This is a genomic window from Caldicellulosiruptor sp. F32 (assembly GCF_000404025.1).
Lineage (GTDB): Bacteria > Bacillota > Thermoanaerobacteria > Caldicellulosiruptorales > Caldicellulosiruptoraceae > Caldicellulosiruptor > Caldicellulosiruptor saccharolyticus.
In genome coordinates this window covers 36941-63148 of sequence record NZ_APGP01000083.1, presented here as the reverse complement: position 1 = coordinate 63148, position 26208 = coordinate 36941, and the positions used below count along the sequence as shown (strand labels likewise).

The window sequence follows — 26208 nt, the reverse complement described above, 5'->3', positions numbered from 1 at the left end:
TATGGCAGAGGTTGTTGGAGTGAGATTCAAAAAAGCAGGGAAGATATATTGGTTTGACCCAAATGATATAGATTTAAAAGCAGGCGATGATGTTATTGTTGAGACTGTCCGTGGGATTGAGATGGGTAAAGTTATGATAGAGAAAAGAGAAGTGCCTGATGAGGAGATAGTTCAGCCTCTTAAAAAGGTTGTGCGAAAGGCAACAGAAGAGGACTATAAAAAGGCTCAGGAAAATATTGAGAAGGCTGCTAGAGCGCTTGAGATTTGTAAAGAGAAGGTCAAAAAACACGGCCTTCCAATGAAACTACTTCATGCAGAGTATACGTTTGACAACAACAAACTACTTTTCTATTTCACAGCAGAGGGGAGGGTTGACTTTAGGGAGCTTGTAAAAGACCTTGCAGCAGTTTTCAGAACAAGGATTGAATTAAGACAGATTGGTGTCAGGGACGATACAAAATTCAGAGGCGGTTTGGGTCCGTGCGGAAGAGAGGTATGCTGTGCAACACACCTTTGTGAATTTCAGCCAATTTCAATTAAGATGGCAAAACAGCAGGGGCTTGTTTTAAATCCTGCAAAAATTTCTGGGCTTTGTGGAAGGCTTATGTGCTGCCTGACATATGAGCAAAAATTCTATGAAGAGGCTATGCTAAGACTTCCTGGCATTGGTGCAATTGTGAGAACTGCTGATGGCGAGGGCGAGGTTGTTGAGGTAAATGTCTTAAAAGAGAAGGTTAAGGTGAGATTTGAGGATGAGCAGCAGAATGTTGAGGTAAAAGAGTACTCTGTTGGGGAGTTTGAGATTATAAAAGACACCAAAAAGATTCAACAACCAATGGTTGCACTTGATGACGATGAACTAAAAGAGCTCTTGGATTTAGAAGAGTAAGCCTTTTTGTTGAGAGAGATTAGATAATATGAGTTTTTGACACTTTAGCAAAAGTGGGCTGCTTGCTATGGGGTTGTAAAAAAGGCAGCCCGTTTTTTAAATTTGTTTTGAGGGGGGATTTCAACGGTGGAAATTGCTCTTTTGTTGGTTGTAATAATCCTTCTTGTTGTGAATATCGTATTAGTATTTAGTATAAAAAACTCCTCTTTTCAGACAAGAGCAGAAGAAAAGTTTGAGAGCATTGAAAAAATGCTCGACAAGCTTCAAAATCTCACTCTTGAACAGATTTCGCAAAATAGAAGCGAGGTTCAAAACACAATCAGCTCTTTTGGCAACCTTCTAATGAGCAGGTTTTCTGACTTTTCGTCGTTTCAGAAATCGCAGTTTGATTCGTTCTCGAACCAAATTTTAAACCTTACAACAACAAGCCAAGAAAAGCTTGAAACAATAAGAAAAGAAGTGGATTCAAAACTTTTGCAAATTCAAGAACAGAACGAAAGAAAGCTTGAGCAGATTCGTCAGACAGTAGATAGTCACCTCCAACAGACGTTAGAAGCCAAGCTTGGTGAGTCTTTCAAACTTGTATCAGAACGTCTTGAGCTTGTCCATAGAGGACTGGGTGAGATGCAGGCCTTAGCAAACGGTGTTGGTGACCTCAAGAGGATTTTGAGCAATGTAAAAGTGCGTGGGACTTTGGGTGAGATTCAACTTGGAAACATTATAGACCAGATTTTGGATACTTCTCAATATGAGAGAAATGTGAGGATAAAACCTCATACACAAGAGCAGGTTGAGTTTGCTATTAAGATTCCATCTAAGAATTCAAATGAAAATGAATTTATATACCTTCCTATAGACTCCAAATTCCCCATTGAGAGTTATGAGCGTCTGCTTGAGGCGCAGGAGAAAAACAATATTGACGAGATTTCGAAGTTTTCAAAAGAGCTTGAAAACAGCATAAAACAGAATGCAAAGACAATTAAGGAAAAATACATAGACCCGCCAAGGACAACCGATTTTGCAATCATGTTTTTGCCAACTGAAGGACTTTATGCAGAGGTTTTGCGAATTCCTGGGCTTTTTGAGTGTGTCCAGAGAGAATATAAAGTCATAATAGCTGGGCCAACAACAATATCTGCTATCCTAAATAGCCTTGCGCTTGGGTTTAAGACTATTGCTATTGAAAAGCGAACAAGCGAGGTATGGGAGCTTTTGTCAGCTGTCAAGACTGAGTTTTCAAAGTTTGGAGAGGTTTTAGAGAAGGTCAAAAAGAAGCTTCTTGAAGCTCAGGATACAATAGACACTGCTGCAAGAAAGACGAAGACTATCGAAAGGAAGCTTAAAAACGTCGAAAGCCTTTCTTCTGATGAGGCTGCACAAAAAGTGTTGTATAGTGATGAAACTGAAGAAGAACAGTAAGAAAATAATTCCATTTATGAAGACTCAAAATTTACATCTTGCAAAATTTTAGTTCATATTTTAAAATATACTCTTGCCTACCTTAAAGTTTTGCAATATGCTATTGCCAAAAATGCAAAAGTAGAATATAATATATTTCATAAACAAAATTGTATACATATATACAATGTGGAGGGTAAGTTTATGGCAAAAGTAGAGTTTAACCCAAGGACAAATCTGATTGAGCAGGCAGCGTATAAATATACACTCCAAGATGTTTCAGAGCCAAACCTTTACAGAGATATTTTTCCATATACAGAAATTCCTAAGATAGCATTCAATCACAGGCATGTTCCTATGTTTGTGCCTGATGAGATATGGATAACAGATACAACCTTCAGAGATGGTCAACAAGCAAGATCACCTTATACAGTTGAGCAGATTGTGAGGCTTTATGACTATCTACATGAGCTTGACAATGACTCTGGTGTCATCAGGCAGACAGAGTTTTTCCTGTACTCTAAGAAGGATAGAGAAGCAGTAATCAAATGTATGGAAAGAGGTTATCGCTATCCAGAGGTTACTTCATGGATTAGGGCACGAAAAGAAGATTTCCAACTTGTAAAAGAAATGGGTATAAAAGAGACGGGTATACTTGTATCTTGCTCAGACTATCACATATTCAAAAAGCTCAACATGACAAGAAAACAGGCAATGGAGATGTACCTTTCAATTGTTGAGGCGGCGCTTGAAAATGGCATAATTCCACGCTGCCACTTTGAAGATATTACAAGAGCAGACTTTTACGGCTTTGTTGTGCCGTTTGCAAATGAGCTCATGAAACTTGCAAAACAGGCAAACATGCCGGTTAAAATCAGGGCATGTGATACACTCGGGCTTGGTGTTTCATACCCAGGGGTTGCACTGCCAAGAAGTGTTCAAGGCATAATTTATGGACTTAGACACTATGCAGAGGTTCCTTCTGAGTGGCTTGAGTGGCATGGTCACAACGACTTTTACAAGGCTGTTGTGAACTCAGGTACTGCATGGCTATATGGTGCGTCTGCTGTTAACTGCTCACTTTTGGGAATCGGCGAGCGAACAGGTAATACGCCTTTGGAGGCTATGGTAATTGAATACGCTCAGCTTCGTGGTACAACAAAGAACATGAGGCTTGAGGTTATCACAGAGATTGCAGACTACTTTGAAAAAGAGCTTGACTATGAGATTCCACCTCGAACACCGTTTGTTGGTCGTGCATTTAACGCAACAAGGGCAGGAATTCACGCAGATGGTATTTTGAAAGATGAGGAGATTTACAACATCTTTGATACAAAAAAGATTTTAAACAGGCCAATTGTCATTGCAGTTGACGCACACTCAGGTCTTGCTGGTATTGCAGCATGGATTAACACTTACTTTAGGCTTGAGGGCGACCAGAGGATTGACAAGCGTGACCCACGAGTGGCTAAAATAAAAGAGTGGGTTGACAAAGAGTACGAAAACGGTAGAACAACTGTTATTGGTGATGACGAGCTTGAAATGGTAGTACGTGAGGTCATGCCAGAGTTATTTAAGATGCATGAGAGTAGGGTGAAGTGATTAATAGGCTTATAGATGTTAAGAATGTAAAAGCTGGCAGCATTAAACTGCCAGCTTTTTATATAAAATTACAGGATGGGAGTAAAAAACATCTCGATAATCTTAAACTGAAATATATAAACTCCTAACTCAGCAACTGATGAAAGATTAAATTTGCTTTTATGACTTACTGACAAAAGGGCGAGGTAGTTTGTTAAAAGCAAGACGAACAGTAAAAGAATTAATTTGTATTGTAAACTACCAGACACAATCACAAAAAGAAGGTACAATAAAAAAGAAAAAATGCATGCAAGCAAAGGAGTTATGAATTTATAAGATGGTAGATTTTTAAAATAAAAAACATCTTTTTTTAAATCGTACTGGTTTGCAGGCAAAAATTTCATAAAAAAGATTACAAAAATCTGCAGAAGTAGGAAAATTATTTCTCTATACTGTCCAAAATATCTATAAGCAAAACCAAAAAACACAGCAATAATTAATGCCATTATTACCTGCGAAAGAGATGTTCTTTTGATAATGATTAAATCTTTATATATTGAAGCAAATATCTTTGGCATATACACTTCAAAGCTTTTTTGCAAACTTGGGGTGATTAAGCTATAAAGTCTCCAGCTATAATCAGTTAAATAATTAAAATTGCCATTTGCAAATCCGACTTTAATTTTATACATGATAGCGCCTAACTCTGTAATTTTTTTGCAATCCCAATGTTGATGCAAAAATATCAGAGGTACAAATAAAACTGCTACTAACCACTCAAGCCTATGTATGAAACCTAATATGGTTATAATGACAAATAAAAATTTAATGCTTTTCCTATTTTTACTAATATAAAATGATTTAAAGAATATTATAAACTCAGCACAAATTGAAGCAAAAAAGAATCTTTTTGTGAAACTGCATAGAAAAACAATCATCTCTTTATTTGTGAAAAAGTCAAAGAAATAGAGAGTAAAGAAATATACAATAAAGTAAAAAAGAGCCAATTTAATTATCTTATATATCACTGACAGTAATACTCTAAACAAAAGCCAGTTTGTAGAATAATAAAAGATTTTGATACTTGGAGTTTGAGGACAGAGTGTACTTATTTTAGACGTCAAAGTTTTTAAGAAAAAGAAAGCTACCAAAACAAGCATTTGCAAAATGGCATTTGACTTTAAAATTATAAGAAATTTTTCAAATGCAAGAATTAAAACATATAAATCTGTAGAAGGCAACACGAGTGGCAATGCTGCAAGTATAAAGATTGCTCCAAGTCCCGCAGGAAGATAATTTTTCATAAACTTTTTATATAGCTGAAAAGTATCCCTTACTTCTGCTTTGAGTATTGTAAATATCATCTTTTTAGGTTTCATCCTTTCGCTAAAATAATGTTTCTGTCAACAAATTTTTCCAAATACTCATTTTTTTGATGCGATGTCAAAATAATAGTTTTCCCACATTTTTTTAGTGTTTCTAATATCTCACAAAATGTCAAAATGGTTTTTGAGTCTAAATTAGCGAAAGGCTCATCTGCAATGTAAACATCAAATCTTTTCAAAAGACTTAGAGCTATCATAAACTTCTGTTTAGTTCCTTTAGAGAGCCAAGATGGAAAGAAGTTGTGATAGTTTTTAAATCTAAAACGACAGAGATAGAATCAATAAGTGACTGTGCTTCTTTTTTTGAATATCCATACGTTATTGCAACCAGCTTCATATGCTCTTTTACTGTAAGTGCTTCATAGTAAATAGGTTCATCTGGTAAAAAAGAAATCGGCAAATCCTTTAAATTCTCTTTTTTAAGGTCAACTCCTCTGAAAAGTACTTCTCCTTGGTAGTCTATATCAAATTTTGATAGTATATTTAACAGGGTTGTCTTTCCAGTTCCATTTGGCCCTTCAATCAATACACACTCACCTTCAAATATCTCAAAAGACAACCTTTCAAATACAACCTTTTTTCCAAAAGATTTTGTCAGATTAAAAGATTTATATAGCATCCTTTTTTCCATTTTTTCAGCCTTCTTCAAAGCAAAAAATCTATGTATTTAACCAATTCTGTTATTTAATTTCTTCTATATTATACCAAACAAAGATACAATTATCAAATATTTTTCACTTAAGGAGTGCAAATGTTTCAAAATATTACAATGATAATATTGACAAATAATAACTCTTGTGATAATGTAAAGAAAATTATAGATTTTTGGAGTGATGGAAAATGAAAAGGTCAAAGGTGTGGATTAGTTTAAGTTGTATAATGTTGATTGGAATTGTACTTATTATAGTTTTAGAATGTGGAATTTGGAAAAGTAACAAAAATAGCAGAGACACTGCTGAAATTGCAGCAGATTTTGTCAAGAAAAAAGGTTATGCTATAGAGGTGAATAGTGGATTTGAATATAAAATTGTTTTGCCCAAAAATCTTTCTCAATTTGAAAGGCATTCTAAAATAAAAAGGTTAATTAAAGTATTTGAGCTTGAGGCGTATAAAAGGAAAACTTTAACTATTTTCGGTTATTGTGTCGAAAAAGATGGAAAAGACGCAGGCACTTATATTTTGTGTATAGACGGCAGTAAAATAATTGGCAGCTTTCTTGACGAAACTGAAAACGAAGAGTACGTTACTCTTTTGAGAACAACATTTGGTATAAACCAATAGAATTGGGATAGGGTTCAATAATAAAAACCGTTCGAGCAGAAAAGTTAATATGGTACTTTGTTTTCATCTTGTATACAAGTATACTTTGATGATATAATATATAGGGTATCCCAAAACAAAATCAAGTTGGCAGGAGGTTTTAAAACACAATGGGTTTGAGTGTTGCTCAGAAGATTATAAAAGAGCATTTAGTCAAAGGTGAAATGATACCCGGAAAAGAGATAGCTATCAGAATTGACCAGACCTTAACACAAGACTCAACAGGTACAATGGCATACCTTCAATTTGAAGCAATGGGAATTGACAGAGTAAAAACAAAAAGGTCTGTTGCATACATTGACCACAACACACTTCAAACAGGTCCAGAGAATGCAGATGATCATCTATACATACAGACGGTTGCTAAAAAGTATGGAATTTACTTCTCAAAACCTGGAAATGGAATCTGCCATCAAGTTCATTTAGAACGATTTGCGGTACCAGGTCAAACTCTTTTGGGCTCGGATAGCCATACACCAACAGCTGGCGGAATAGGTATGCTTGCAATTGGGGCAGGCGGCTTGGATGTTGCGGTTGCAATGGGTGGTGGCGAGTACTATTTTATTATGCCAAAGATTGTAAAAGTGAATCTAAAAGGAAGACTTCAGCCTTGGGTTTCCGCAAAGGACATCATCTTAGAGCTTCTTTGCAGGCTTACTGTCAAAGGCGGAGTTGGCAAGATTTTTGAATACACAGGTGAAGGTGTAAAAACTTTGTCAATTCCGGAGAGAGCAACAATCACCAACATGGGTGCAGAGCTTGGTGCAACAACATCAATCTTTCCATCTGATGAAATAACATATGAGTTTTTGAAAGCTCAAGGTCGCGAAAAAGACTTTGTTGAAATTTTACCAGACCCTGACGCTGTATATGATGAGGAGATTGAGATAGATTTGTCAAGCTTGGTGCCGCTCGCAGCATGTCCACACAGCCCTGACAATGTTGTGCCTGTGAGTGAGCTAAAAGGTATAAAGGTTGACCAGGTTGCAATTGGAAGTTGTACAAACTCATCGTACAAAGATCTTATGAAGGTTGCAAAGATTTTAGAAGGAAAGACAATTGCTGAGCATGTATCACTTGTTATATCACCAGGTTCAAAACAGGTTTTGAGCATGCTTTCACAAAATGGAGCTTTAGCGTCTTTGGTTTCAGCTGGGGCGAGGATTTTAGAGTGTGCGTGTGGTCCATGTATTGGTATGGGTCAAGCACCAAGGACAAATGGAATTTCACTCAGAACATTTAACAGAAACTTTGAAGGTCGAAGCGGAACACCTTCTGCAAAGGTTTATCTTGTATCACCTGAGACTGCTGCAGCATCAGCTATAACAGGCTACATCACAGATCCAAGGACCTTGGGCGATGAACCTCAGGTTGAGATGCCAAAAAGCTTTCTTATAAATGACAACTTGATAGTACCACCTGCTGAAAATCCAGATGAAGTTGAGGTTATACGAGGACCAAATATAAAGCCATTCCCACAAGGAAAGCCACTACCAGAGGTAGTAGTTGGCAAAGTTTTGGTAAAGCTTGGTGACAATATTACAACAGACCATATTATGCCGTCTAACGCAAAGCTTTTGCCATACAGGTCAAACATCCCATATTTGTCTGACTACTGTTTGACACCATGTGACCCGGATTTTCCAAAGAAAGCGCGCGAAAATGGTGGCGGTTTTATTGTTGGTGGAGTAAACTACGGTCAGGGCTCCTCAAGAGAGCATGCAGCACTTGTTCCGCTTTATTTAGGAATTAAAGGGGTTTTAGCAAAGAGCTTTGCACGAATTCACATGGCAAATTTAATTAACAACGGAATTATTCCTATGGTGTTTGAAAATCCGAACGATTATGATACAATTGAAGAGATGGATGAGCTAAAAATTGAAAATGCAAGAGATCAGATTGAGAAGAGTGATGTGCTGATAATAGAAAATGTCACAAAGGGCTTGAAGTATAGAATGGTTTTGAATCTCACAGAAAGACAACGTCAGATGATTTTACATGGAGGTCTTTTGAACCTGACAAAGGCAAAAGGGATGAACTAAAAAGTATAGTAAATAGTAATTTTTAAGAAGAGGGGATACAAAGTCCCCTCTATATAATTAAAAATTTGCTTTGAGGAGGATGACAGATGAGCTATACAATTACTCTTATACCTGGCGATGGAATAGGGCCTGAAGTGACAGATGCTGCAAGAAGAGTTTTGAATGCATCTGGTGTGAAAATTGAATGGGAAGTTGTTGAAGCAGGTGAAAAGGTTATGCAAGAGCATGGCACACCACTTCCAGACTATGTCCTTGAGAGTATAAAGAAAAATAAGGTTGCATTAAAAGGGCCAATTACAACACCTGTTGGGACAGGCTTTAGAAGTGTAAATGTTGCTCTTCGTCAAGCTCTAAATCTTTATGCAAATGTAAGACCAGTGAAGTCTTATGAAGGTGTTCCAGCAAGGTATACCAATGTAGATTTAATAATTGTCAGAGAGAACACAGAAGACCTTTATGCAGGCATTGAGTACATGGCAGGCGATGATGCAGCAGTTGGTGTTAAAATAATAACAAGAAAGGCAAGCGAGAGGATTGTAAGGTATGCTTTTGAGCTTGCAAGAAGAGAAAGAAGGAGAAAAGTTACAGCTGTTCACAAGGCAAACATCCAAAAGCTCACAGATGGCCTATTTTTGGATGTAGCAAGAAAGGTAGCTCAAGACTATCCTGATATAGAGTTTGAAGACATGATTGTCGATGCGATGAGCATGAAACTTGTTCAAAGTCCAGAAAACTATGATGTTTTAGTTATGCCAAACATGTATGGTGACATTCTTTCTGACTTGGCAGCAGGCTTGGTAGGGGGCTTAGGGATAGCACCAGGTGCTAACATTGGAGAGGATGGGGCAGTGTTTGAGCCAATTCATGGTTCTGCCCCAAAAAGAGCAGGACAGAACATGGCAAACCCGACCGCAACAATCCTCTCTGGTGTTATGATGCTGAGGTACTTAGGCGAGCTTGAAGCTGCTGACAGAGTTGAAAAGGCAGTGGCTAAAGTTATAAAAGAAGGGAAAGAGGTTACATATGACCTTGGCGGTTCAACTGGTACAAAAGAGTTTGCTGATGCTGTTATTCGTGAGATGGAAAGACTATAAAAAATTAAATTCTTTTATGAAGGTGATTTTGGATGGTTTACAATCATTCAGATGAGAGGGAAAGTAGATATTCACCACTTTATGAAAAAATATTTGAGATCATCAAAGAAAGGATTTTAATGGGTATTTTAAAACCGGGCGACCCTCTTGTTGAGGTAAAACTTGCAGAAGAGCTTGGTGTTTCACGAACACCTATAAGAGAGGCCCTGCGCCAGCTTGAGCTTGAAGGGCTTGTGTATTCTATACCTCACAAAGGTGCGTTTGTTGCTGGTGTTACTGCTCAAGACATAGAGGACATATACACAATAAGGATGCTTTTAGATGGACTTGCTGCACGCTGGGCGGCCCAGAAGATTACAAAAGACGAAGAAGATGAGCTGACAGAGATAATTACGCTTATGGAGCTTTATACAAGAAAAAAAGATATTCCAAAGGTGATGAAAACAGACTCACAGTTTCATCAGCTTATTTACAAGGCCTCTAAAAGCAAACCGCTCGAGCATGTTTTGTCAACATTTCATAGCTATATTATAAGAGCAAGAGCAACGTCATTTGAAACACCCGGTAGGCTTGAAGAGGCTATGGAAGAGCACAAGCTCATATTTGAGGCAATTGTAAATAAAGACCCTGACAAGGCTGAGGAGTATATGAAGCTTCATGTAAAGAACGCAGCCAAAAACCTGATTGAACAGAAAAAGATGGAAGAAAAGACTGTGGCAGGGAAGTAGGGACTCTTCCCTGCTATTTTTTTTTGAGGTATCATCCTCTTCTGAAGAGGGAAAAATACTGAATATAGAAATTAATGTAAAAAAGGAGAAAAGATTTTTAAAACCTATGATGAAGATAGAAAATATAAAGGTTTACAACAATAAGAATATCTATTCTGACAAAAAAGTGGCTGTGGTAGATGTCAAATGCGATATTGAAAAGGCACAGAAGTTTGCAACCTATTGTATCCAGATTCAAAATTTGATTGGGTATAACCTGATTGAGTTTTATGACTGTATAAAAGAGGTAGACAAGATAAAAGTGATTATTGAACATGACAATCCAAAGGTAATTTCTCAAGTAATAGAACTTGCTGTTGAAGCTGTGAACAATAATTTAAAAATTGAGGATTGTCAGGATAAGATCTTGAAACTGAAAAAGCTCACAATTGAGACAGAGCTGAGTCCTAATACAAGGCTTTTGAAAAATGCATGCCAGAAAAGAGGTATAAGATTTACAAGGATTGGTTATACAGACACATGTGTATTGGGTGAAGGGAAGTGGGCGAAGGTTTTTTCAGGTCTTTTGAGTGATCATGACTTTGCTCAATTGAGTTTGTCTTTTGACAGAGAGCTGCAAAAGAGAGTCTTGCAGGCAAATGGTTTTCCGGTTCCAATGTTCAGAGTTGTATTTACACAAAATGAGCTTGTGCAAGCAGTAAAAGAACTTGGTTTTCCTCTTTCAATAAAAGGTTGTTGTAAGAATTCACCAAATTTTATAAATATAAGAACAAACCAACAGGCAATAGAGACTTTCAATACAATAAAAAACTTTGAAAACAGAGTAGTGGTAGAGAGGTTTGTCTTGGGAAACAGTTACAAGGTTTTGGTTGTAAATGGCAGGATGGTTGCTGCTATAAAAAGGATATCGCCTTATATTATAGGAGATGGAAAAAAGAAGATTTTAGAGCTTCTAAGTGAGGCAGAGAGGCAAAATAAACAGATTCAGAAGAATATACTTAAACAGGGTTTTAATCTGTATGACATTTTACCAAGGGGAATGAGTATATATTTAAAAGAGGCCACAAATTTTAAAAATGGATGTATTGTAGAGGATGTAACAGAGCAGGTAGCATGTACAAATCAGCAGCTCTTTTGCAATGTTGTACAAAAATTTGGTTACCAGTTTGCAGTTTTGGACTTTGTAACAGAGAATATCTCTTTGCCATATACAACAATTGGTGGTTATATTGTAGATATAGAGACGAACGCCGATTTGAGGGTATTTTGTCAAAACTGCAATGTTGATGTATATGGCGCAATCCTGGATGTATACTTTGAAAAAATGCCAAACCCGTCTGTACCGATAATTGCTGTTTCAGGAACATTTGGAAAAAGCACAATTCTCCAGATTATAAGATATATTTTGCAAAGATGCGGTGTTGAGACTACAATAGACTTTGATATAAACAATTTTTATCTTAGAAATATTTCTGATACCTCAGATGTAAAACTGATTGAGTTCAATCCCTCAGATCAAATTGAAGAAATAGAGGTTGAACCATGCATAGGAATAATAGCAAATACCTTAAATGAAAATCAAATAGAAAGAAATATACTATTTTCAAGAAGTATAAAAGAAAATGGATACCTTATTTTAAACATAAACGACCCTTTTAAATACCTCTATAGTAGCAAAGCAAAGTGCCAAATTGTATTTACTTCAGCTAAATTTGACCATCCTGACCTGAAGGCTCATATTGAATTGAAAAAACCTTGTGTGTATCTTGAAGATGATTCAATTATAATCTTTGATGGGAGAGAAACATTTGAATTTTGTAGCATAAAAGAAATTCCGTATTCATATGATGGGAAACTCAAATTTGCAATAGAAAATATCCTGCAAGTTGTGGCAGCACTTTACTTTTTCGGTGTTGATCCTGAGATCATTTACAAGTTCTTGATTGAGTATAAAAACGACTCTCATCAAAACCCTGGTAAGTTTAACATCTTTGATATCAATGGGGTTAAAGTTATAATTGACGATATTCAAAAAAAGGAACATGTCAAGATTGTTATCGAAAATCTTGAGCAGATAGGGATTTGTAAGCTTTTATTTGTATGTGATAGTACTAAAAAGGATTTAATAGATTTTGTAGAAGATAGAGAAAGGATTGTTTACAAGGATATAAAGGTTTTTGAAGATGTTATAGCACTGATTTCTGTGGCCATGAGAAAAGCGAAAAAGGGCGAAGGCGTTTTTATTATCCTTCCAGAACCTCTTAATAAGGATATAACATTCGAAATACGGGAAAGTTTAGCAAGGCGTAAAAAGAATTTTGTTAACAATGCTTGAAATAAGACTTTAAGTTTAGTATCATATCCACTATGGGGATTTTGTAAAAAAACTTGTTAGGAGATGATTTTGCCATGAAACTACCTGAGATTTTTAAATATAGAGGTAGAGAGGTTTACAAGATAAAAAATAATCTCATTCACTACGGACGGCCTAACGATAAGTTTATAGCTGTGCTTGTAGTTTTGGGAACTGAAGAGTACAAGGGTTATAAAATCTCATCACCACTTTCTGTTGAGCTTCAGATAAACAACCCAAAACTTACTGTAAAAGAGAGGGTTGTTAAAAAAGGTGAAGCAGACAACTTGTACAAGGCACTTGAGCTTGCGCATGTGTGGCTGACCCAGGCAAACGGTGAGTAAATTTTTGACGGTTGATTTTAATGCATTTTGGGAGTATAATTTAACTTATAGAGAAAGCTTTTATAAAAAAACTAAATAAAAGTTTGGCTGTGCTATGATGGGGAGGTAGCGGTGCCCTGTAACCCGCAATCCGCTACAGCGGGGTCGAATAGCCAGCATGAGGTATAACCCTGTTGGCATTGAGGGTAAGCCAGGGGCGAGGATGGTTGTGTCCTGCGCAACGCGACGGCTGTGAACCCCGCCAGGTCCGGAAGGAAGCAACGGTAAGCAGTTTTTCGCGTGTGCCGCAGGGGTGCATGACAGGAGCCTGGCTGGCTTACTATTTCACCAGGAGGGTTATATCGAAGCTGGTTGCACAGCCATTTATTGTTTGCTCTTTCCAGGAAGATTAATCTAAAAGTTAATAATTTTATTGACACATACTTATTTATAGAATATAATATAGAAAAATATAGCATAGGCTTACAAAGGGAGGATAAGCCACAAATGATAATCGTAGAAGGACAGCAGCTTTTGACCTCCCAAATGACAGCAGTTCTGAAGCCTTACATAGGCGAGGCTCATCTTATCTCAAGTGTCTTAGTTTTGACTCATCTTATGGGACTCAAAGAATTTTCCTTTTTTGGTGATGAAAAGACCTATTTGAAGCTTAAAAAACTTCTCTTTCCAAACGTTTACATTCATTTTTGCATGGATAGCTTTGAGATTGCTTTTGTTGATGTAACTGCTATGAAAAAGAATTTTTTGAATCTTTTTCTGTTTAGAAACTGGGTTGAGACTTTGAAGTTTGGTAAAAAGGTGCTTTTATATGATGTTCTGAAGGAAGGTAACAGCGTGTTTGAACTTTGCGAGTATATTCTTCTCAACCACCAGATGTACATTTGTGAAAAAGAAAAACTATAAAGAGGGAGAAAAGCAGAGGGAGATTTGAAAAGTCTCCCTTTTAAATTTTTGATAAAATGGGGTATAATTAAATCATCCCTCGCAAACAGGGGAATAAATTAATATATAGGTAAAATTAATACTTATGAGGGCATCAGATATGAAAAAGAGTACAAGTTTTACAATTACAACCTGTTTGACTTTTATGCCTGCCTTAGTATTTGCACAATTTAATCTGTCAAAAGAGTTAACTGAATTTTATCTTTACAAATCTTTCAAAATTGCAGGACTTGTGGCAATAAGTGGAGTATTTACCGTATCTCTTACCTTAGGCAATGAATTAAAGAATACTTTGCTTTACAGTTTCGGAAAAGCTTTTTTAAGCCTTACTATATTGAAATTTTTGTATGTCCTGAGTTTAGATAAAGACATTATAGATAATGTTAGAAATGTACAGGGTCCTGATTTTTTGAATGCTTTATTTAAACTTTTAATTATCTATTCTTTGTTATTTTCAATAGTGTTTAAAGATAAGCTTAGGTCTCTTTGGGAAAAATGGGTTGTTGCCATTAACGTTGTTGTAGCAGTGTATGGAATTTGGTTTTTTGGCAGTATAAGCATAGGCTATAAAGGTTCCTTTTTGCTCTCAGAAGAGACATTAACACATCTTTACACATTTTGTGAGATATTAATTATGATAGGGATTTTACTGTCTGTTTTTTCGCTTTTTACAAACGTAAACTACAGACAATTGAAGAGTTTGAATCTATTTTTAATTTTATTTGGTTTTGGTGAAGGTATATTGATCATTACAAAGAGAAATGGAATACTTTTAACAGAAGCGTTACAGAACTTTGCACTCTTATATCTTTTTATTGCTATATTTTTAAGTGTTACCTTACATCAATTTAGATTTTTACGCCAGCTTTCTTTGTTTAGCAGTGAGGTTTTGAAAGAAAAGCTTGACATTAGGAAGAGTTTTGATCTACTTGTTGAGTTTGTGTATGAGATATACTCTAAGGTTTTTTCAAAAATCTGCTTTTACTATCTTCAACATGAAAATGTGTTTAAGCTTATAACAACAAAAGGTGATGATGATGTTGAAGACATTCAAGAAAAAGTGATATTAAAGTTAAATAGTGAATACTTTAGTGATTCAAAAATGGACATTGAAGTTTTTAATATTCCAAGACTTAAAGAATTTCTCCAGTTGGAAGAGGATGAGTATTTTTCTATTTCAAGCGTTTACAAAAATGCAGCAGTTGTTCCAATTTATAGGCAAAACCAAATTGTTGCCCTTTTGATTTGTTATACAAAGATTAAGAATTTCAAGCTCAGCAATGAGCTTATAGATGGGCTTTTGATATTCAAAAACTTTTCACAAGCACTTTTGTCTCAAATAGAGAGAATAGAAAAGATACGAAGCTTGTCAGCAGAGGATGAGCTAACTGGCCTTTACAACAGACGATATTTTATCAAAGAATTAATTATGGAGTCACTTTCGTGTGACAGGTATGGTGGCAAGTTTTGTTTAGCTTTCTTTGATATGGACAATTTAAAACTTCTGAATGACTTTTATGGGCATTCAATGGGTGACAAGGCAATAAGGATGATAGCAAGGGCTATAAAGGACAATATCAGAAAGACTGATGTTCCGGCAAGGCTTGGTGGAGATGAGTTTGCCGTGATATTTAAAAACTGCAGCAAAGAAGATATAGAAGATAGAATAAAAAACATAAAAAAGCTTATTGAAGAAGAGTCGGAAAAACAGCTTCCCAAAAAGATAAGAGTTAGCTGTGGTGTTGCAGTGTACCCTGATGATACGAAAAGCCTGGATGAACTTTTGAAGATTGCAGATATGCGAATGTATGAGGAAAAATTGAAAAACAAAGGGGAGAGTAAATGATGCAGGAGAAAAAAGATACTGCCAATGTATTTTTTGTGGATGTAAACCAATATCAGGAAGTTCCAGTTGGTACTGTACTTCTGGATTTAGTACCTAAGTTCCAGATACTTTTTAAATCTCCAATTATTGCTGCAAAGGTTGACAATGAGATAAAAGAGCTAAAGTATGTAGTTTCAAAAGACTGCAAGATAAAGTTTATTGACATGACCCAAGAAGATGGGATGAGGATTTACAGAAGAAGTTTGATTTTTGTTTTAATTGTGGCAACAAGGATGCTGTTTAAAGAAGCTGTGAATGTTCAGCATTCACTTTCAAAAGGACTATATTGTGAGGTTGAAAATAGGAAACTGTCTGATGAGGACATACTTCTAATCAGGCAAAAGATGCAGGAGATAATAGAAAAAGATATTCCTTTTAGAAGAGAAAAGGTTACAAGAGAGGAAGCAGTTAAACTTTTTGAAAGTATGGGGTATTTGGATAAAGCAAGGACAGTAAAGTTTTCTGAAAACGACCACGTCTATATTTACTACTGTGGCGATTTTGTAGATTATTTTTACGGACACATGGTACCATCAACTGGGTATCTTAAAATCTTTGATTTGATTCGCTACCAAGACGGAATGGTTTTGCTGTACCCTGACAAGTCTAACCCATTCAAACTTCAAGAGTTTGTGGAGAACAAAAAACTATTTGCTGTGTATCATGAATACAAAAACTGGGGCAAGATTCTGAAAGTAACAGATGTTGGTGAGCTTAACCAAGTAATTGCAAGTGGTAAGATAAGAGAGTTTATAAGAGTATCAGAGGCTCTTCATGAAAAGAAGATTGCATATATTGCTGATGAGATTTCTAAAAACCCGGATATTAAAGTAGTTTTGATTTCTGGTCCGTCATCATCAGGAAAGACAACGTTTGCGCATAGGCTTGCAATTCAGCTTAGAGTGAACGGAAAAAATCCAATTTACATTGGTCTTGATGACTATTTTTACGAAGATAGGGTGCCACTTGACGAGAATGGAAAGCCTGACTATGAATCAATCGAGGCAATTGATATTGAGCTTTTCAATACACAACTGATAGATTTAATTTCGGGCAAAGAAGTTGTTTTGCCCAAGTTTGATTTTATAAACCGAAAACGCACATTTCAAAGAAAAGTTAAACTTGAGGAGAATGATATTATAATAATTGAAGGAATTCATGGATTAAATAGTAGGCTTACACCAATGATAGATGATAGGAATAAATTTAAGATATATGTAAGTTCACTTACGCATTTGAACCTTGACAAACACAACCGTATTCAAACAACCGACTATAGGATACTCAGGCGAATTGTCAGAGATGCTCGTACAAGAGGTGCCTCTGCAAAAAGGACAATTTCAATGTGGCCATCTGTACGAAATGGCGAAGAAAAAAATATTTTTCCATACCAAGAGATGGCTGATACAATGTTTAACTCTGCTCTGATTTATGAACTTGCTGTTTTGAAAAAGTATGCAGTGCCGCTTCTTAAAACAATTACAAAAGAAGATGAGGAATACTCTGAAGCACAACGGCTTTTGCATTTTTTAAGCTTTATACTCTCTGTTGATGATGAACGTGAGATTCCTCCACAATCAATCATAAGAGAGTTTATTGGTGGCTCTTGCTTTTATGATTTTTAATAAAAAATGGTCTGGGACCAAAGCCTCCCAGACCATTTTTATTAGTTTTCATTTCAAAATTTAACATGCTGACTTAAAAAGTAAGATTTGTTGCTGAGCTATTTGTGCTGTTATTCTGGCCAGGAATTTGACCGCTTCCAAAGCCTCTGAACTTGCCCCAAAAACCATGCATCTTGCCAAAACCCATACAGCTACCCTTTTTAAAACCTCTAAATCCTTTAAATCCAAATCTTTTTGACAAATCCCAGTTTGTAATTTTGGTCTTGATAGCTTCTTTCATCTTATCAGCCTGATCTTTTGTGATTTTTCCATCTGACAGCAGCTTGTCAATCTTCGCTGTTTCCATTGCAATGAGCTTGTTTTTGAAATCTTGCTCAGAAATATTCTTTGCTTTTAGGATATCCTGCAATGTCTTTCCATTTTTTAGCTCGTTCAAAAGCTCATCCTTTGTCATACCAAGCACAGATGCAATATCGCTCATCATGTCAAGTCCCAAAAATCCTCTGCCAAAAGCCTTGTCTTTAAAACCAAAGAAAGGTGTTTTCCCGTCCCAGCTGTCAAGTTTTTGTTTGATGTTTTGTTTAAGTAGATTTGCGCGGTCAGTTGTTATCTTGCCACTCTTGACGGCTTCATCAATTTTAGCATATAGCGCATCTAAAAGCTTTACCTTAAACTGTTCTAATGTCAACCCTTTTTCTTTCAAAATGTCCAAAAATGTCTTTCCGCTTTGGATTTGCTTTTGAATGTCCTCTTTCTTCATTCCCAAGATGCTCTCAATGGTGCTACTGATGTTAAGGTCAACTCCACAGCCTTTGCCTTGCTTACCAAACCAAAGCTTTGTCAAGGAAGCTTTTAAAATGGTTGGTTTTGCCGCTTTGCTTCCTCCTGCAAACGCAAGGCTTACACTCAACACTAAAGCTGCAATTAAAACAATCCCAATAATTACTTTAAACTTTCTCAAAACTTATCACCTCTTTTTATAGAATGCTTTCTTTCACTTTATATTATTCCACACAAATTGGAGTTTTCTGTTGCAAAATTGTAAAAATATTTTGAAGGCAAGAATTTACAATTAAAAGTGTTTTGTGTTTCGCTTTAAAGGGGTATATTAACAGTGAAATTAAGATTTTGAAGGGAGGGCATTTTGAAAAATGAGGTATATTGTAATTGGGGCTGTTGCAGGCGGGATGACAGCTGCAATGAAGATAAGACGGAACGACGATAAAGCACAAATTGTAGTTTATGACAAAGACACAGACATCTCGTACTCTGGCTGTTCTCTTGCGTATTACATCTCAGGAGTCATAAAAGACAGAAAAAGCATTGTTCCAAGAGATGTTGAGTATTTCAAAAAGTTCAATGTTGAAGTAAAAACAAGTCATGAGGTCTTGAAGGTTGACACAAAGACAAAGTCAGTTCTTGTAAAAGACCTTTCGACAGGTAATATGTTTGAAGACAGGTTTGACAAACTTATAATTGCAACAGGTGCTCAGGCTTTCATTCCAAAGATTGAGGGAATAAACCTTGATGGAATATTCACGCTCAGGAATGTAAAAGATGCGGACAGGATAAAAGGGTATATTGAAAAAACAAGTCCCAAGAAAACCTTAATAATCGGTGGTGGGTATATAGGTCTTGAGATGGCAGAAGCACTTTCTCTTTTGGGTATGGAAGTTTTGATTGTCGAAAAGCAGAAAAATATTTTGCCAAACCTTGACGATGACATGGCAAGGCTTGTTGAAAACTACCTTTTGCAAAAGGGAATACAAATTAGGAATGATTCTTCTGTTTTGCGATTTGAAGGTGAGGGCAAAGTAAAAGAAGCAGTTTTGAGCGATAAAAGTAAAATCCCTGCCGATTTTGTTTTGATTTCTGTTGGAGTACGCCCAAATACAGAGTTTTTAAAGGACTCTGGCATTGAACTCTTGGAAAATGGTGCAATCAAGGTTGATGAGTATATGAGAACAAACATAGAAGATATCTTTGCAGCAGGTGACTGTGCAGCTGTGTACTTCAAGCTAAATGGTAAGACTATGTATGTGCCGCTTGGCTCAACAGCAAACAAAATGGGAAGAATTGCTGGGGAGAACGCAACAGGCGGAAATTTGAGATTTAACGGAATTTTAGCGACCTCAATCTTTAAGGTGTTTGATTTGACAATTGCCCAGACAGGGTATACAGAAAAGATGGCAAGGCAGGATGAGATTGAATATGAGATTGGGCATGTTACAAAGCCGCACATCTCAACAGCTTATCCTGGTGCGGAAAAGATGACTATAAAAGCCTTGGCAGAGCTAAGTTCACGGAAAATCATAGGTGCGCAGATTGTAGGTACAAAAGGGGTTGACAAGAGGATTGATGTATTGGCCACAGCTATTTATTCTGGTTTGACTGTAGATGACCTATTTCAGCTTGATTTGGCATACGCACCGCCGTTTTCGTCAGCAAAAGACCCTATTCACTATGTGGGAATGGTTATGTCAAACTTACTTGATGAAAAAAAGTTCAATTGTACACAGGAAAAACTTCTTCAAAAGATAAAAAATGGTGAGGATTTTGTTGTATTGGATGTGAGAACGCCTGAGCAGTACCAGAAAAAACATATAAAAGGTGCGATAAACATCCCGCTTGAGATGATATATCAAAAAATAAATCAACTTCCCAAAGATAAACCAATAATTGTGTACTGTAACAGTGGAGTCAGCTCAAATATAGCACAAAACATCTTGCAGCAAAATGGATTTAGAAAGGTTTGTAATCTCTCTGGCGGAATTTTAAATGTCACACTTCCTGAACTCCTGGAAGGAGAGTAAAAAAGGTGTTTAAATAGGTTTTTGGTCCTACACCTTTTTCTTTTTTGTCAAAATCTTTAGAACAATTGCCCACACTAATACTACAATAGTAGCCAGAAGAAGAATTGCAAGCCAAAAGAGGTTTATATCCTTTTTGTACAAGAACTTAAAAAGACTAAACCCATACCAGTAAAAGTATACATAAAAAGTTGCCCAGATTGTATCACCAATGAATGAGGATATGACATATTCATAAAAATTCATTTTGCTAATTCCAGCCAAAAAAATTACAGGTGTGCGCGGCACACCAATTATTCTTGCAATTGGCACGGCAAAGATTCCATACTTTACAAAAAAATTGTTGACAGACAAAAGGGTTTCTTTTTTTATTTTAAGTATCTTTTCAAAAATATTGATAATAGAACTTCTGCCACTTCTAAGAAGAAGATTAATCGTAAGATTTCCGCATAGGTTTCCAAGTGAGATTACCATAATCAATGTAAAAGGACTGTATTTGTGAAGGTTTATAAGCGCTACTGCTCCAAGATAAGCTATCTGCGTTGGGAATGGTATTCCAAGCCCTTCTATGAACAAAATTAAGAATATTCCAATAAGTCCAAACCTCTCAACCAGATATTTCAGGAAACTAATCATAATTACATCATCTCTTTGAAAAAACTTTTTTCATATATCTATTTTAGTCTTCTTGACATAAAATAAACAGAGAAAATAAAAGTTTATGGAAATCCACAAATAAAATTTTATATGGCTATTAATATCCCACTTCCTGCTTAGGCAATAAAGAAAATACACAATGGCCAGTTGATAGAAAAAATGTTAGGTGAAACTTAATAAAATTTGTGTATAACTTGTATGCAAAGAGTATAAAATTCAAATATAAATGGTGTGAAAGTTAAGAAAATTTCTTGACTTTTCAGGTCATTTGACAAAAAAATTTTTTTAAATTAAAATAACAAAGAAGTTTAGGACAAAAAATATCCACTTTATGGGAGGTTGGTTATGAAAAAATTAAGGTGCCTTGTGGCAAAGCCAAGGGATTTGAAGAAACTCGTCCTTGCCTTTGTCATTGTATTTGTCCTGTCCATCCTACTTGGCGCAATGACAGCACAGGCACTAATAAAAGAGGTAAGTGTGACAATCGATGGCAAAACTTTTTATTATAAAACAATTAAATCAACAGTCAAAGAAGTTTTAGAGGAAAATGGAATTACCATTACAAAAGATGACTATATAAGTCCGAGCTTAGATTCAAAGATTGATGAGAATACTAAAATCGTTATAAAAAGAGCTTTTGAAGTAAAGATTTTGGTAGACGATGAGGAAAAGGTTGTATATATTCCAACTGGCACAGTTGAAGATGCCATCAAAAAAGCAGGTGTATCTCTTGGAAAGTCGGACAAAGTAAACCTTCCGCTATCTCAGATTCTTGACAAGCCCACGGTGATAAAAATTACCCGTGTAAAGGAAAAGATAGTAGTTGAAAAACAAAATATACCATTTTCTACAATAACAAAGACGAATTATAGGATGGACCATGGTAAACAAAAAGTTGTCCAGCAAGGTCAAGATGGTATATTAGAAAAGAAGTTTAAGATTGTTGTAGAAGATGGCAAAGAGGTAGAGAGAAAGCTAATAGGGCAGAGGATTATAAAAAGTCCCAAGCCGAGGATTATTGAAGTTGGGGCAATAAGATGGTTTAAGACATCAAGAGGAGAGATTGTAAGGTACAAAAAGGTCTACACTATGATTGCAACAGCGTATTCCCTCACACCAAGTGACACCGGAAAAAGTCCAGGTCATCCAGACTATGGCAGAACAGCAACAGGGCACAGAGTTCGGCGGGGCGTTGTTGCTGTTGACCCGCGTGTGATTCCACTTGGCACAAGGCTTTATATTGAGGGTTATGGGTTTGCAACAGCTCTTGATACAGGGTCTGCAATAAAAGGAAATAGAATAGACCTTTTTGTTGAGAAAGATGCCTATAAGTTTGGGGTTCGACGTGTAAAGGTTTATGTACTTACAAACTAAAAATTGTGTGAAATATATGTTGGCCTCCTTGACAAAGAAAGGGGGCCTTTTGTTGTTCAAATCTGACATATCAATTTTCAAAAAGAAACGCAAAAAGGATGCAGGATATTTTTTCAATTGCAATTTTTAAAAGTTAAATTAAAATTATGTGTTGAAACTTCAAAAGAAGAATTGATAGCAGAAAAAACAAAGGGGGCGCAAGATACTTTTATGTTCAAACTCCAAAGGGTGACAAATAAGCCTGTGCTAAGACCAAAACAGGAAAATGAGTGGGAGAGGGCTGCAGTTTTCAATGCAGCAGCTATATATCACAGAGGGCTGTTTCATTTAATTTACAGGGCAACTAATATTCCACCTCACAAGGACTATGGTGAGTATATTTCAACAATTGGTTATGCCGTGTCAACAGATGGTGTTAACTTCTATAGACTTGACAAACCTGTAATGGTTGCTGAGAATGATCAAGAAAGAAGAGGGATAGAGGACCCAAGAATTGTAGAGATTGACGGGACGTTTTACATGACATACACTGGATTTGGCGGAAGATATGATGGCGATTTTAGGATAATGTTAGCAAAGTCAAAGAACCTAATAAAGTGGGAGAGAATAGGAGTTGCACTTGACGAACCAAACAAAGACGCAGCTCTTTTTCCAGAGAAGATAAATGGCAGGTATGTGATGTTTCACAGAAGATATCCTAACATGTGGCTTGCATTTTCAGACGATTTGATTCACTGGACAGATCATGTTGAAATAATGACGGTACGAGAAAATTCTTGGGAGAGCAGCCGAATTGGCGTTGCAGGACCGCCAATAAAGGTCAAGTTTGGGTGGCTGGTTATATACCACGCGGCTGATAATAAGAATGTATATAGGCTTGGTGCAGTACTGCTGGATAGCAAAGACCCAACAAAGGTTTTGTCAAGGTTCTCTGAGCCAATATTAGAGCCTGAGCTTTCATGGGAAGTTGATGGATACATACCAAACGTTGTTTTCAGCTGTGGTCATGCAGAAGTTGGCGATGAGGTTTGGGTTTACTATGGTGGTGCAGATACTGTCATTGGCGTTGCAAAGTTCAATAAAGAAAAGATAAAATTCGATTGAAAAATCTTGCTTGGTAGTGGTAAACTGAATATTAGATGAAATTTTCTTTAGAGAAGGATTAGAATAAAAGTGAGAGCGGCGGTATTTTATGGCAAAAGAGATTTGAGAGTAGAAGAATTTGATTTGCCCCCGTTAAAACAAGGCGAAATTTTGGTAAAGGTCAAGGCGTGTGGAATATGTGGAACAGATGTGCACATATTTAATGGCGAAAAAGGTTCAGCAAAGGTCACACCACCGATTATTTTAGGGCATGAGTTTTGTGGTGAGGTAGTTGAAACAAAAAGCTCACTTTTTAAAGTAGGGGACAAAGTAAGTATTGACCCGAACATTTATTGTGGGGTATGTAGATTTTGCAGAAGTGGGAAAGTACAATTGTGCGAAAGTCTTACAGCTTTGGGTGTAAATTTAAACGGTGGGTTTGCAGAGTATGCGATTGTACCTGAAAAGCAAGCAATATTGTTTGAAGATATAGAATTTGAGGAAGCAGCATTGGCAGAACCTCTTGCTTGCTGCCTACATGGAATTAGAAAGCTTGAAATAAACCCGACAGATAAGGTTCTGGTAATTGGCCTTGGGCCAATTGGCCTTATTATGCTTGAGATTTTGAAACTTTATGGGGCTTACAATGTCTATGGATATGAGATAGATGAGTTTAGAAAAGAGATTGCCAAATGGCAGGGTATAAAGGGAATAATTGAGGAAAATACAGATGAAAAGTTTGACATTGTAATTGAGTGTGCAGGAACAAAAGAGAGTATTGAGATGGCATTTGAAAAGCTTCAAAAAGGTGGACAACTACTTGTATTTTCTGTGCCCTCACCAAAGACAAATGTTTTAATAAATCCCTTTGAGATGTTTAAGAAAGAGGCAAGAGTTTATTGGTCATTTGTAAACCCGTTTACTCAAAAATTGGCAATTGAATTACTTAGAGCAAAGAAAATTAGCTTAAAACATATAATAACCCACAAAATTTCATTAGAAGAGCTTTCTCAAGCTCTTAACAACAGGTATGAGAGACAGCTTAAAGTGATTGTTCAGCCTTGACGAAATAGAATATTTAAGCTATAATAAAATATGTCTATTGAGCCATGCGGAGAAGTACTCAAGTGGTGAAGAGGCGCCCCTGCTAAGGGCGTAGGTCGGGTAAAACCGGCGCGAGGGTTCGAGTCCCTCCTTCTCCGCCAGTAGAGAATAATAAGGACTTTAAAATAAAAATATAACCTCTTCATGGAATGAAGAAGAGGTTATATTTTTTTTGGCAAAGTTACTTTAAATGTTGTATATCCTTCTTTTTCATATTTGTCTTGGCTTTTGTACTCAGAGAAGACCTCAATCTGACCACCATATTTTTCGACTGTGGACTTTACTATAAAAAGTCCTAATCCTGTTGAGTTTTTTGTTGAATATCCGAGCTCAAATATTTTTTCTTTTTTACAATCATCAATGTATGATCCAGAGTTTGTGATAGAAATTTCAACCTGACTGCCTGTATCATTAATCTCAAGAACTACATATTTAGAAAGTGAGCACTTTGCATAATAAAATGCATTGTCAATTAGATTGCCACAGATATTTATTAAATCCATCGAATCAAACTTTAAATTGCTAAAGTCTACATTGTAATGAAATTCAAAATTAATATCATACTTTTTAGCTAAGGAGCTTTTTGCAAATATCAAAGCTGATAGCTCAGCACAGCCAAGCCCATAAAACTTTGAAGTGCATTTAAGATTTTCGCTAATTTGTTCGATGTAGCGCACGGCATCATCATATTTTCCAACACAGATGAGTCCCCAGATTATCTGAAGATGATTGTTAAACTCATGCCGCTGTGCTCTTAAGATGTTTATAAAATTGTCCAATGATTTTATATTATCCTTATAAATCTGTGTTGTCTTTAGTGTACTGAGTGCAGAAAAAAGGTTTTTGACAGTGTACAAGTTCAAAATAGCAAGTAAAGTAAAAGAGTATACAATAAGTATTCTTTGCCATTGAGGAATTCTTAAGTGTTTTATCAGTTCTGTGTTGATAAAATAAATTGAGTATATCAACAAAAATATAATGAGAAATAGGAGAAAAAGAATTGCAAGTAGGAATTTTGTCTGTTCATTTTTCTTCATAGCCAGCTTCATTCCTTTTTTCAAATGTAATTGGAAATAGTTTGCAAATATCACAAATAAAATATTTCTTGCTTTTAATAACTGCTAACAAAATACTCATAATGGTTATTTCTATTACCAATGTAGCAATATCACAAGCAAGTACAGACGGCGTTAAATAAAGATTATAGGCAATTGTACTGATAATTGAATATCCTCCAAACTTTAGTGCAAGACATAAGGATTGCGAAATAAGACCCAAAATGATACCATATAAGGGTAGAAGCCTTAAATATATGATATATAAAAGTATTAAGCATACTGTCATAAGTATTAAACCAAGCATTAAATTGATTCCATTGTTGAATACAATAGTATCCCACAGACCTTGGATAAAGCCCACAACTAATATTTTCTTGCTACTATAGCTTATACCAAATAGGCTAAGTATCAAGCTTACAAGAAAAAATACTTTGAGAAAGTATAGTGGATACAAAACTATGTATTGAATCATCTTTTCTGTTCCTCTACTTTACAAAAGTATTCTATATGATATTATATATTTTCTTTTAGGTTTA

General features: G+C 36.0%; 23 protein-coding genes, 1 tRNA gene and 1 other RNA gene. 18 read left to right on the top strand and 7 right to left on the bottom strand.

The annotated features are described in order from the left end of the window. Position 1 precedes the first annotated feature (1 nt). The 3 genes from H964_RS07700 to H964_RS07690 all read left to right on the top strand — a co-directional run bounded on the left by H964_RS07700 (position 2) and on the right by H964_RS07690 (position 3889). Positions 2-889, top strand: a complete 888-nt coding sequence (locus H964_RS07700) for a PSP1 domain-containing protein (protein WP_039766304.1) — start codon at positions 2-4, stop codon at positions 887-889. A 126-nt stretch (positions 890-1015) separates the two neighbouring features. Next, positions 1016-2308 (top strand): DNA recombination protein RmuC, encoded by a 1293-nt coding sequence (locus H964_RS07695; protein WP_039766302.1) that lies wholly within the window; start codon positions 1016-1018, stop codon positions 2306-2308. 183 nt (positions 2309-2491) lie between these two features. Continuing rightward, on the top strand, positions 2492-3889 hold the full coding sequence (locus H964_RS07690) for a 2-isopropylmalate synthase (protein ID WP_039766300.1): 1398 nt from the start codon (positions 2492-2494) through the stop codon (positions 3887-3889). Between the two features lie 68 nt (positions 3890-3957). Here the strand turns inward: H964_RS07690 and H964_RS07685 are convergent, their stop codons facing one another. Genes H964_RS07685 through H964_RS07680 form a run of 3 tightly spaced genes read right to left on the bottom strand, consistent with a single transcriptional unit; the run spans position 3958 to position 5884 of the window. Continuing rightward, entirely contained in the window at positions 3958-5232 is a 1275-nt protein-coding gene (locus tag H964_RS07685; RefSeq protein WP_039766298.1) for a hypothetical protein, read from the bottom strand. Positions 5233-5243: 11 nt separating this feature from the next. Beyond that, positions 5244-5450, bottom strand: coding sequence for a hypothetical protein (locus tag H964_RS13005; protein ID WP_237738242.1), 207 nt, complete (start codon positions 5448-5450; stop codon positions 5244-5246). After that, positions 5447-5884, bottom strand: coding sequence for an ATP-binding cassette domain-containing protein (locus H964_RS07680; RefSeq protein WP_237738241.1), 438 nt, complete (start codon positions 5882-5884; stop codon positions 5447-5449). Before H964_RS07680 ends, H964_RS13005 begins: the two co-directional genes overlap by 4 nt. Before the next feature lie 209 nt (positions 5885-6093). On the opposite strand from H964_RS07680, the gene H964_RS07675 reads away from it, so the two are divergent. From H964_RS07675 to H964_RS07635, 10 genes are all read left to right on the top strand, one after another. Then, entirely contained in the window at positions 6094-6534 is a 441-nt protein-coding gene (locus H964_RS07675) for a DUF4830 domain-containing protein (protein WP_039766295.1), read from the top strand. Between the two features lie 149 nt (positions 6535-6683). Then, entirely contained in the window at positions 6684-8615 is a 1932-nt protein-coding gene (locus tag H964_RS07670; protein WP_011916316.1) for an aconitate hydratase, read from the top strand. Between the two features lie 86 nt (positions 8616-8701). Beyond that, positions 8702-9709: an isocitrate/isopropylmalate dehydrogenase family protein gene (locus H964_RS07665; RefSeq protein WP_011916317.1), complete on the top strand. Its 1008-nt coding sequence runs from the start codon at positions 8702-8704 to the stop codon at positions 9707-9709. A gap of 32 nt (positions 9710-9741) precedes the next feature. After that, positions 9742-10437: a GntR family transcriptional regulator gene (locus tag H964_RS07660; RefSeq protein WP_011916318.1), complete on the top strand. Its 696-nt coding sequence runs from the start codon at positions 9742-9744 to the stop codon at positions 10435-10437. Positions 10438-10543: 106 nt separating this feature from the next. Then, on the top strand, positions 10544-12772 hold the full coding sequence (locus H964_RS07655; protein WP_237738240.1) for a Mur ligase: 2229 nt from the start codon (positions 10544-10546) through the stop codon (positions 12770-12772). Between the two features lie 74 nt (positions 12773-12846). Continuing rightward, positions 12847-13134, top strand: coding sequence for a hypothetical protein (locus H964_RS07650; RefSeq protein WP_011916320.1), 288 nt, complete (start codon positions 12847-12849; stop codon positions 13132-13134). Positions 13135-13221: 87 nt separating this feature from the next. Beyond that, positions 13222-13493: signal recognition particle sRNA large type (gene ffs, locus H964_RS12180), an RNA gene on the top strand. Positions 13494-13620: 127 nt separating this feature from the next. Beyond that, the gene (locus tag H964_RS07645) at positions 13621-14037 is read left to right on the top strand and encodes a hypothetical protein (RefSeq protein ID WP_011916321.1); all 417 of its coding nucleotides are present in this window, start codon (positions 13621-13623) and stop codon (positions 14035-14037) included. A 139-nt stretch (positions 14038-14176) separates the two neighbouring features. After that, complete coding sequence (locus tag H964_RS07640; RefSeq protein ID WP_237738239.1) at positions 14177-15922, top strand: GGDEF domain-containing protein; 1746 nt, start codon at positions 14177-14179, stop codon at positions 15920-15922. After that, positions 15919-17586, top strand: a complete 1668-nt coding sequence (locus H964_RS07635; protein WP_422653026.1) for a nucleoside kinase — start codon at positions 15919-15921, stop codon at positions 17584-17586. Before H964_RS07640 ends, H964_RS07635 begins: the two co-directional genes overlap by 4 nt. Positions 17587-17659: 73 nt before the next feature. On the opposite strand, the gene H964_RS07630 is transcribed toward H964_RS07635, so the two are convergent. Then, the gene (locus H964_RS07630) at positions 17660-18547 is read right to left on the bottom strand and encodes a hypothetical protein (protein ID WP_011916324.1); all 888 of its coding nucleotides are present in this window, start codon (positions 18545-18547) and stop codon (positions 17660-17662) included. 190 nt (positions 18548-18737) lie between these two features. Here H964_RS07630 and H964_RS07625 point away from each other — a divergent pair, with 190 nt between their 5' ends. Next, positions 18738-20399 carry an FAD-dependent oxidoreductase gene (locus tag H964_RS07625; RefSeq protein WP_011916325.1) on the top strand — a complete coding sequence of 554 codons (1662 nt, stop codon included), beginning with the start codon at positions 18738-18740 and terminating at the stop codon, positions 20397-20399. 27 nt (positions 20400-20426) lie between these two features. Here H964_RS07625 and H964_RS07620 read toward each other — a convergent pair whose 3' ends face one another. Continuing rightward, positions 20427-21032, bottom strand: a complete 606-nt coding sequence (locus H964_RS07620) for a DedA family protein (protein WP_011916326.1) — start codon at positions 21030-21032, stop codon at positions 20427-20429. A 366-nt stretch (positions 21033-21398) separates the two neighbouring features. Here H964_RS07620 and H964_RS07615 point away from each other — a divergent pair, with 366 nt between their 5' ends. The 4 genes from H964_RS07615 to H964_RS07600 all read left to right on the top strand — a co-directional run bounded on the left by H964_RS07615 (position 21399) and on the right by H964_RS07600 (position 24715). Continuing rightward, positions 21399-22427, top strand: a complete 1029-nt coding sequence (locus H964_RS07615) for a ubiquitin-like domain-containing protein (protein WP_039766289.1) — start codon at positions 21399-21401, stop codon at positions 22425-22427. Positions 22428-22637: 210 nt separating this feature from the next. Beyond that, positions 22638-23531, top strand: a complete 894-nt coding sequence (locus H964_RS07610) for a glycoside hydrolase family 130 protein (RefSeq protein ID WP_039766337.1) — start codon at positions 22638-22640, stop codon at positions 23529-23531. Between the two features lie 69 nt (positions 23532-23600). After that, positions 23601-24575, top strand: a complete 975-nt coding sequence (locus tag H964_RS07605) for a zinc-dependent alcohol dehydrogenase family protein (protein ID WP_039766287.1) — start codon at positions 23601-23603, stop codon at positions 24573-24575. A gap of 48 nt (positions 24576-24623) precedes the next feature. Further along, positions 24624-24715 (top strand) — tRNA-Ser (locus tag H964_RS07600). 60 nt (positions 24716-24775) lie between these two features. Here H964_RS07600 and H964_RS07595 read toward each other — a convergent pair. Together H964_RS07595 and H964_RS07590 are read right to left on the bottom strand one after the other, a co-directional pair. Then, on the bottom strand, positions 24776-25651 hold the full coding sequence (locus tag H964_RS07595) for a sensor histidine kinase (protein WP_011916330.1): 876 nt from the start codon (positions 25649-25651) through the stop codon (positions 24776-24778). Beyond that, complete coding sequence (locus H964_RS07590; protein ID WP_011916331.1) at positions 25638-26144, bottom strand: hypothetical protein; 507 nt, start codon at positions 26142-26144, stop codon at positions 25638-25640. The genes H964_RS07595 and H964_RS07590 overlap by 14 nt, the downstream gene beginning before the upstream one ends. Positions 26145-26208: the final 64 nt, after the last annotated feature.

Coding starts and splice junctions, on each gene's coding strand:
- H964_RS07700 (WP_039766304.1), top strand. CDS start 2: ATGGCAGAGGTTGTTGGAGTGAGATTCAAAAAAGCAGGGAAGATATAT.
- H964_RS07690 (WP_039766300.1), top strand. CDS start 2,492: ATGGCAAAAGTAGAGTTTAACCCAAGGACAAATCTGATTGAGCAGGCA.
- H964_RS07685 (WP_039766298.1), bottom strand. CDS start 5,232: ATGATATTTACAATACTCAAAGCAGAAGTAAGGGATACTTTTCAGCTA.
- H964_RS13005 (WP_237738242.1), bottom strand. CDS start 5,450: ATGATAGCTCTAAGTCTTTTGAAAAGATTTGATGTTTACATTGCAGAT.
- H964_RS07680 (WP_237738241.1), bottom strand. CDS start 5,884: ATGGAAAAAAGGATGCTATATAAATCTTTTAATCTGACAAAATCTTTT.
- H964_RS07675 (WP_039766295.1), top strand. CDS start 6,094: ATGAAAAGGTCAAAGGTGTGGATTAGTTTAAGTTGTATAATGTTGATT.
- H964_RS07670 (WP_011916316.1), top strand. CDS start 6,684: ATGGGTTTGAGTGTTGCTCAGAAGATTATAAAAGAGCATTTAGTCAAA.
- H964_RS07665 (WP_011916317.1), top strand. CDS start 8,702: ATGAGCTATACAATTACTCTTATACCTGGCGATGGAATAGGGCCTGAA.
- H964_RS07660 (WP_011916318.1), top strand. CDS start 9,742: ATGGTTTACAATCATTCAGATGAGAGGGAAAGTAGATATTCACCACTT.
- H964_RS07655 (WP_237738240.1), top strand. CDS start 10,544: ATGATGAAGATAGAAAATATAAAGGTTTACAACAATAAGAATATCTAT.
- H964_RS07650 (WP_011916320.1), top strand. CDS start 12,847: ATGAAACTACCTGAGATTTTTAAATATAGAGGTAGAGAGGTTTACAAG.
- H964_RS07645 (WP_011916321.1), top strand. CDS start 13,621: ATGATAATCGTAGAAGGACAGCAGCTTTTGACCTCCCAAATGACAGCA.
- H964_RS07640 (WP_237738239.1), top strand. CDS start 14,177: ATGAAAAAGAGTACAAGTTTTACAATTACAACCTGTTTGACTTTTATG.
- H964_RS07635 (WP_422653026.1), top strand. CDS start 15,919: ATGATGCAGGAGAAAAAAGATACTGCCAATGTATTTTTTGTGGATGTA.
- H964_RS07625 (WP_011916325.1), top strand. CDS start 18,738: ATGAGGTATATTGTAATTGGGGCTGTTGCAGGCGGGATGACAGCTGCA.
- H964_RS07620 (WP_011916326.1), bottom strand. CDS start 21,032: ATGATTAGTTTCCTGAAATATCTGGTTGAGAGGTTTGGACTTATTGGA.
- H964_RS07615 (WP_039766289.1), top strand. CDS start 21,399: ATGAAAAAATTAAGGTGCCTTGTGGCAAAGCCAAGGGATTTGAAGAAA.
- H964_RS07610 (WP_039766337.1), top strand. CDS start 22,638: ATGTTCAAACTCCAAAGGGTGACAAATAAGCCTGTGCTAAGACCAAAA.
- H964_RS07595 (WP_011916330.1), bottom strand. CDS start 25,651: ATGAAGAAAAATGAACAGACAAAATTCCTACTTGCAATTCTTTTTCTC.
- H964_RS07590 (WP_011916331.1), bottom strand. CDS start 26,144: ATGATTCAATACATAGTTTTGTATCCACTATACTTTCTCAAAGTATTT.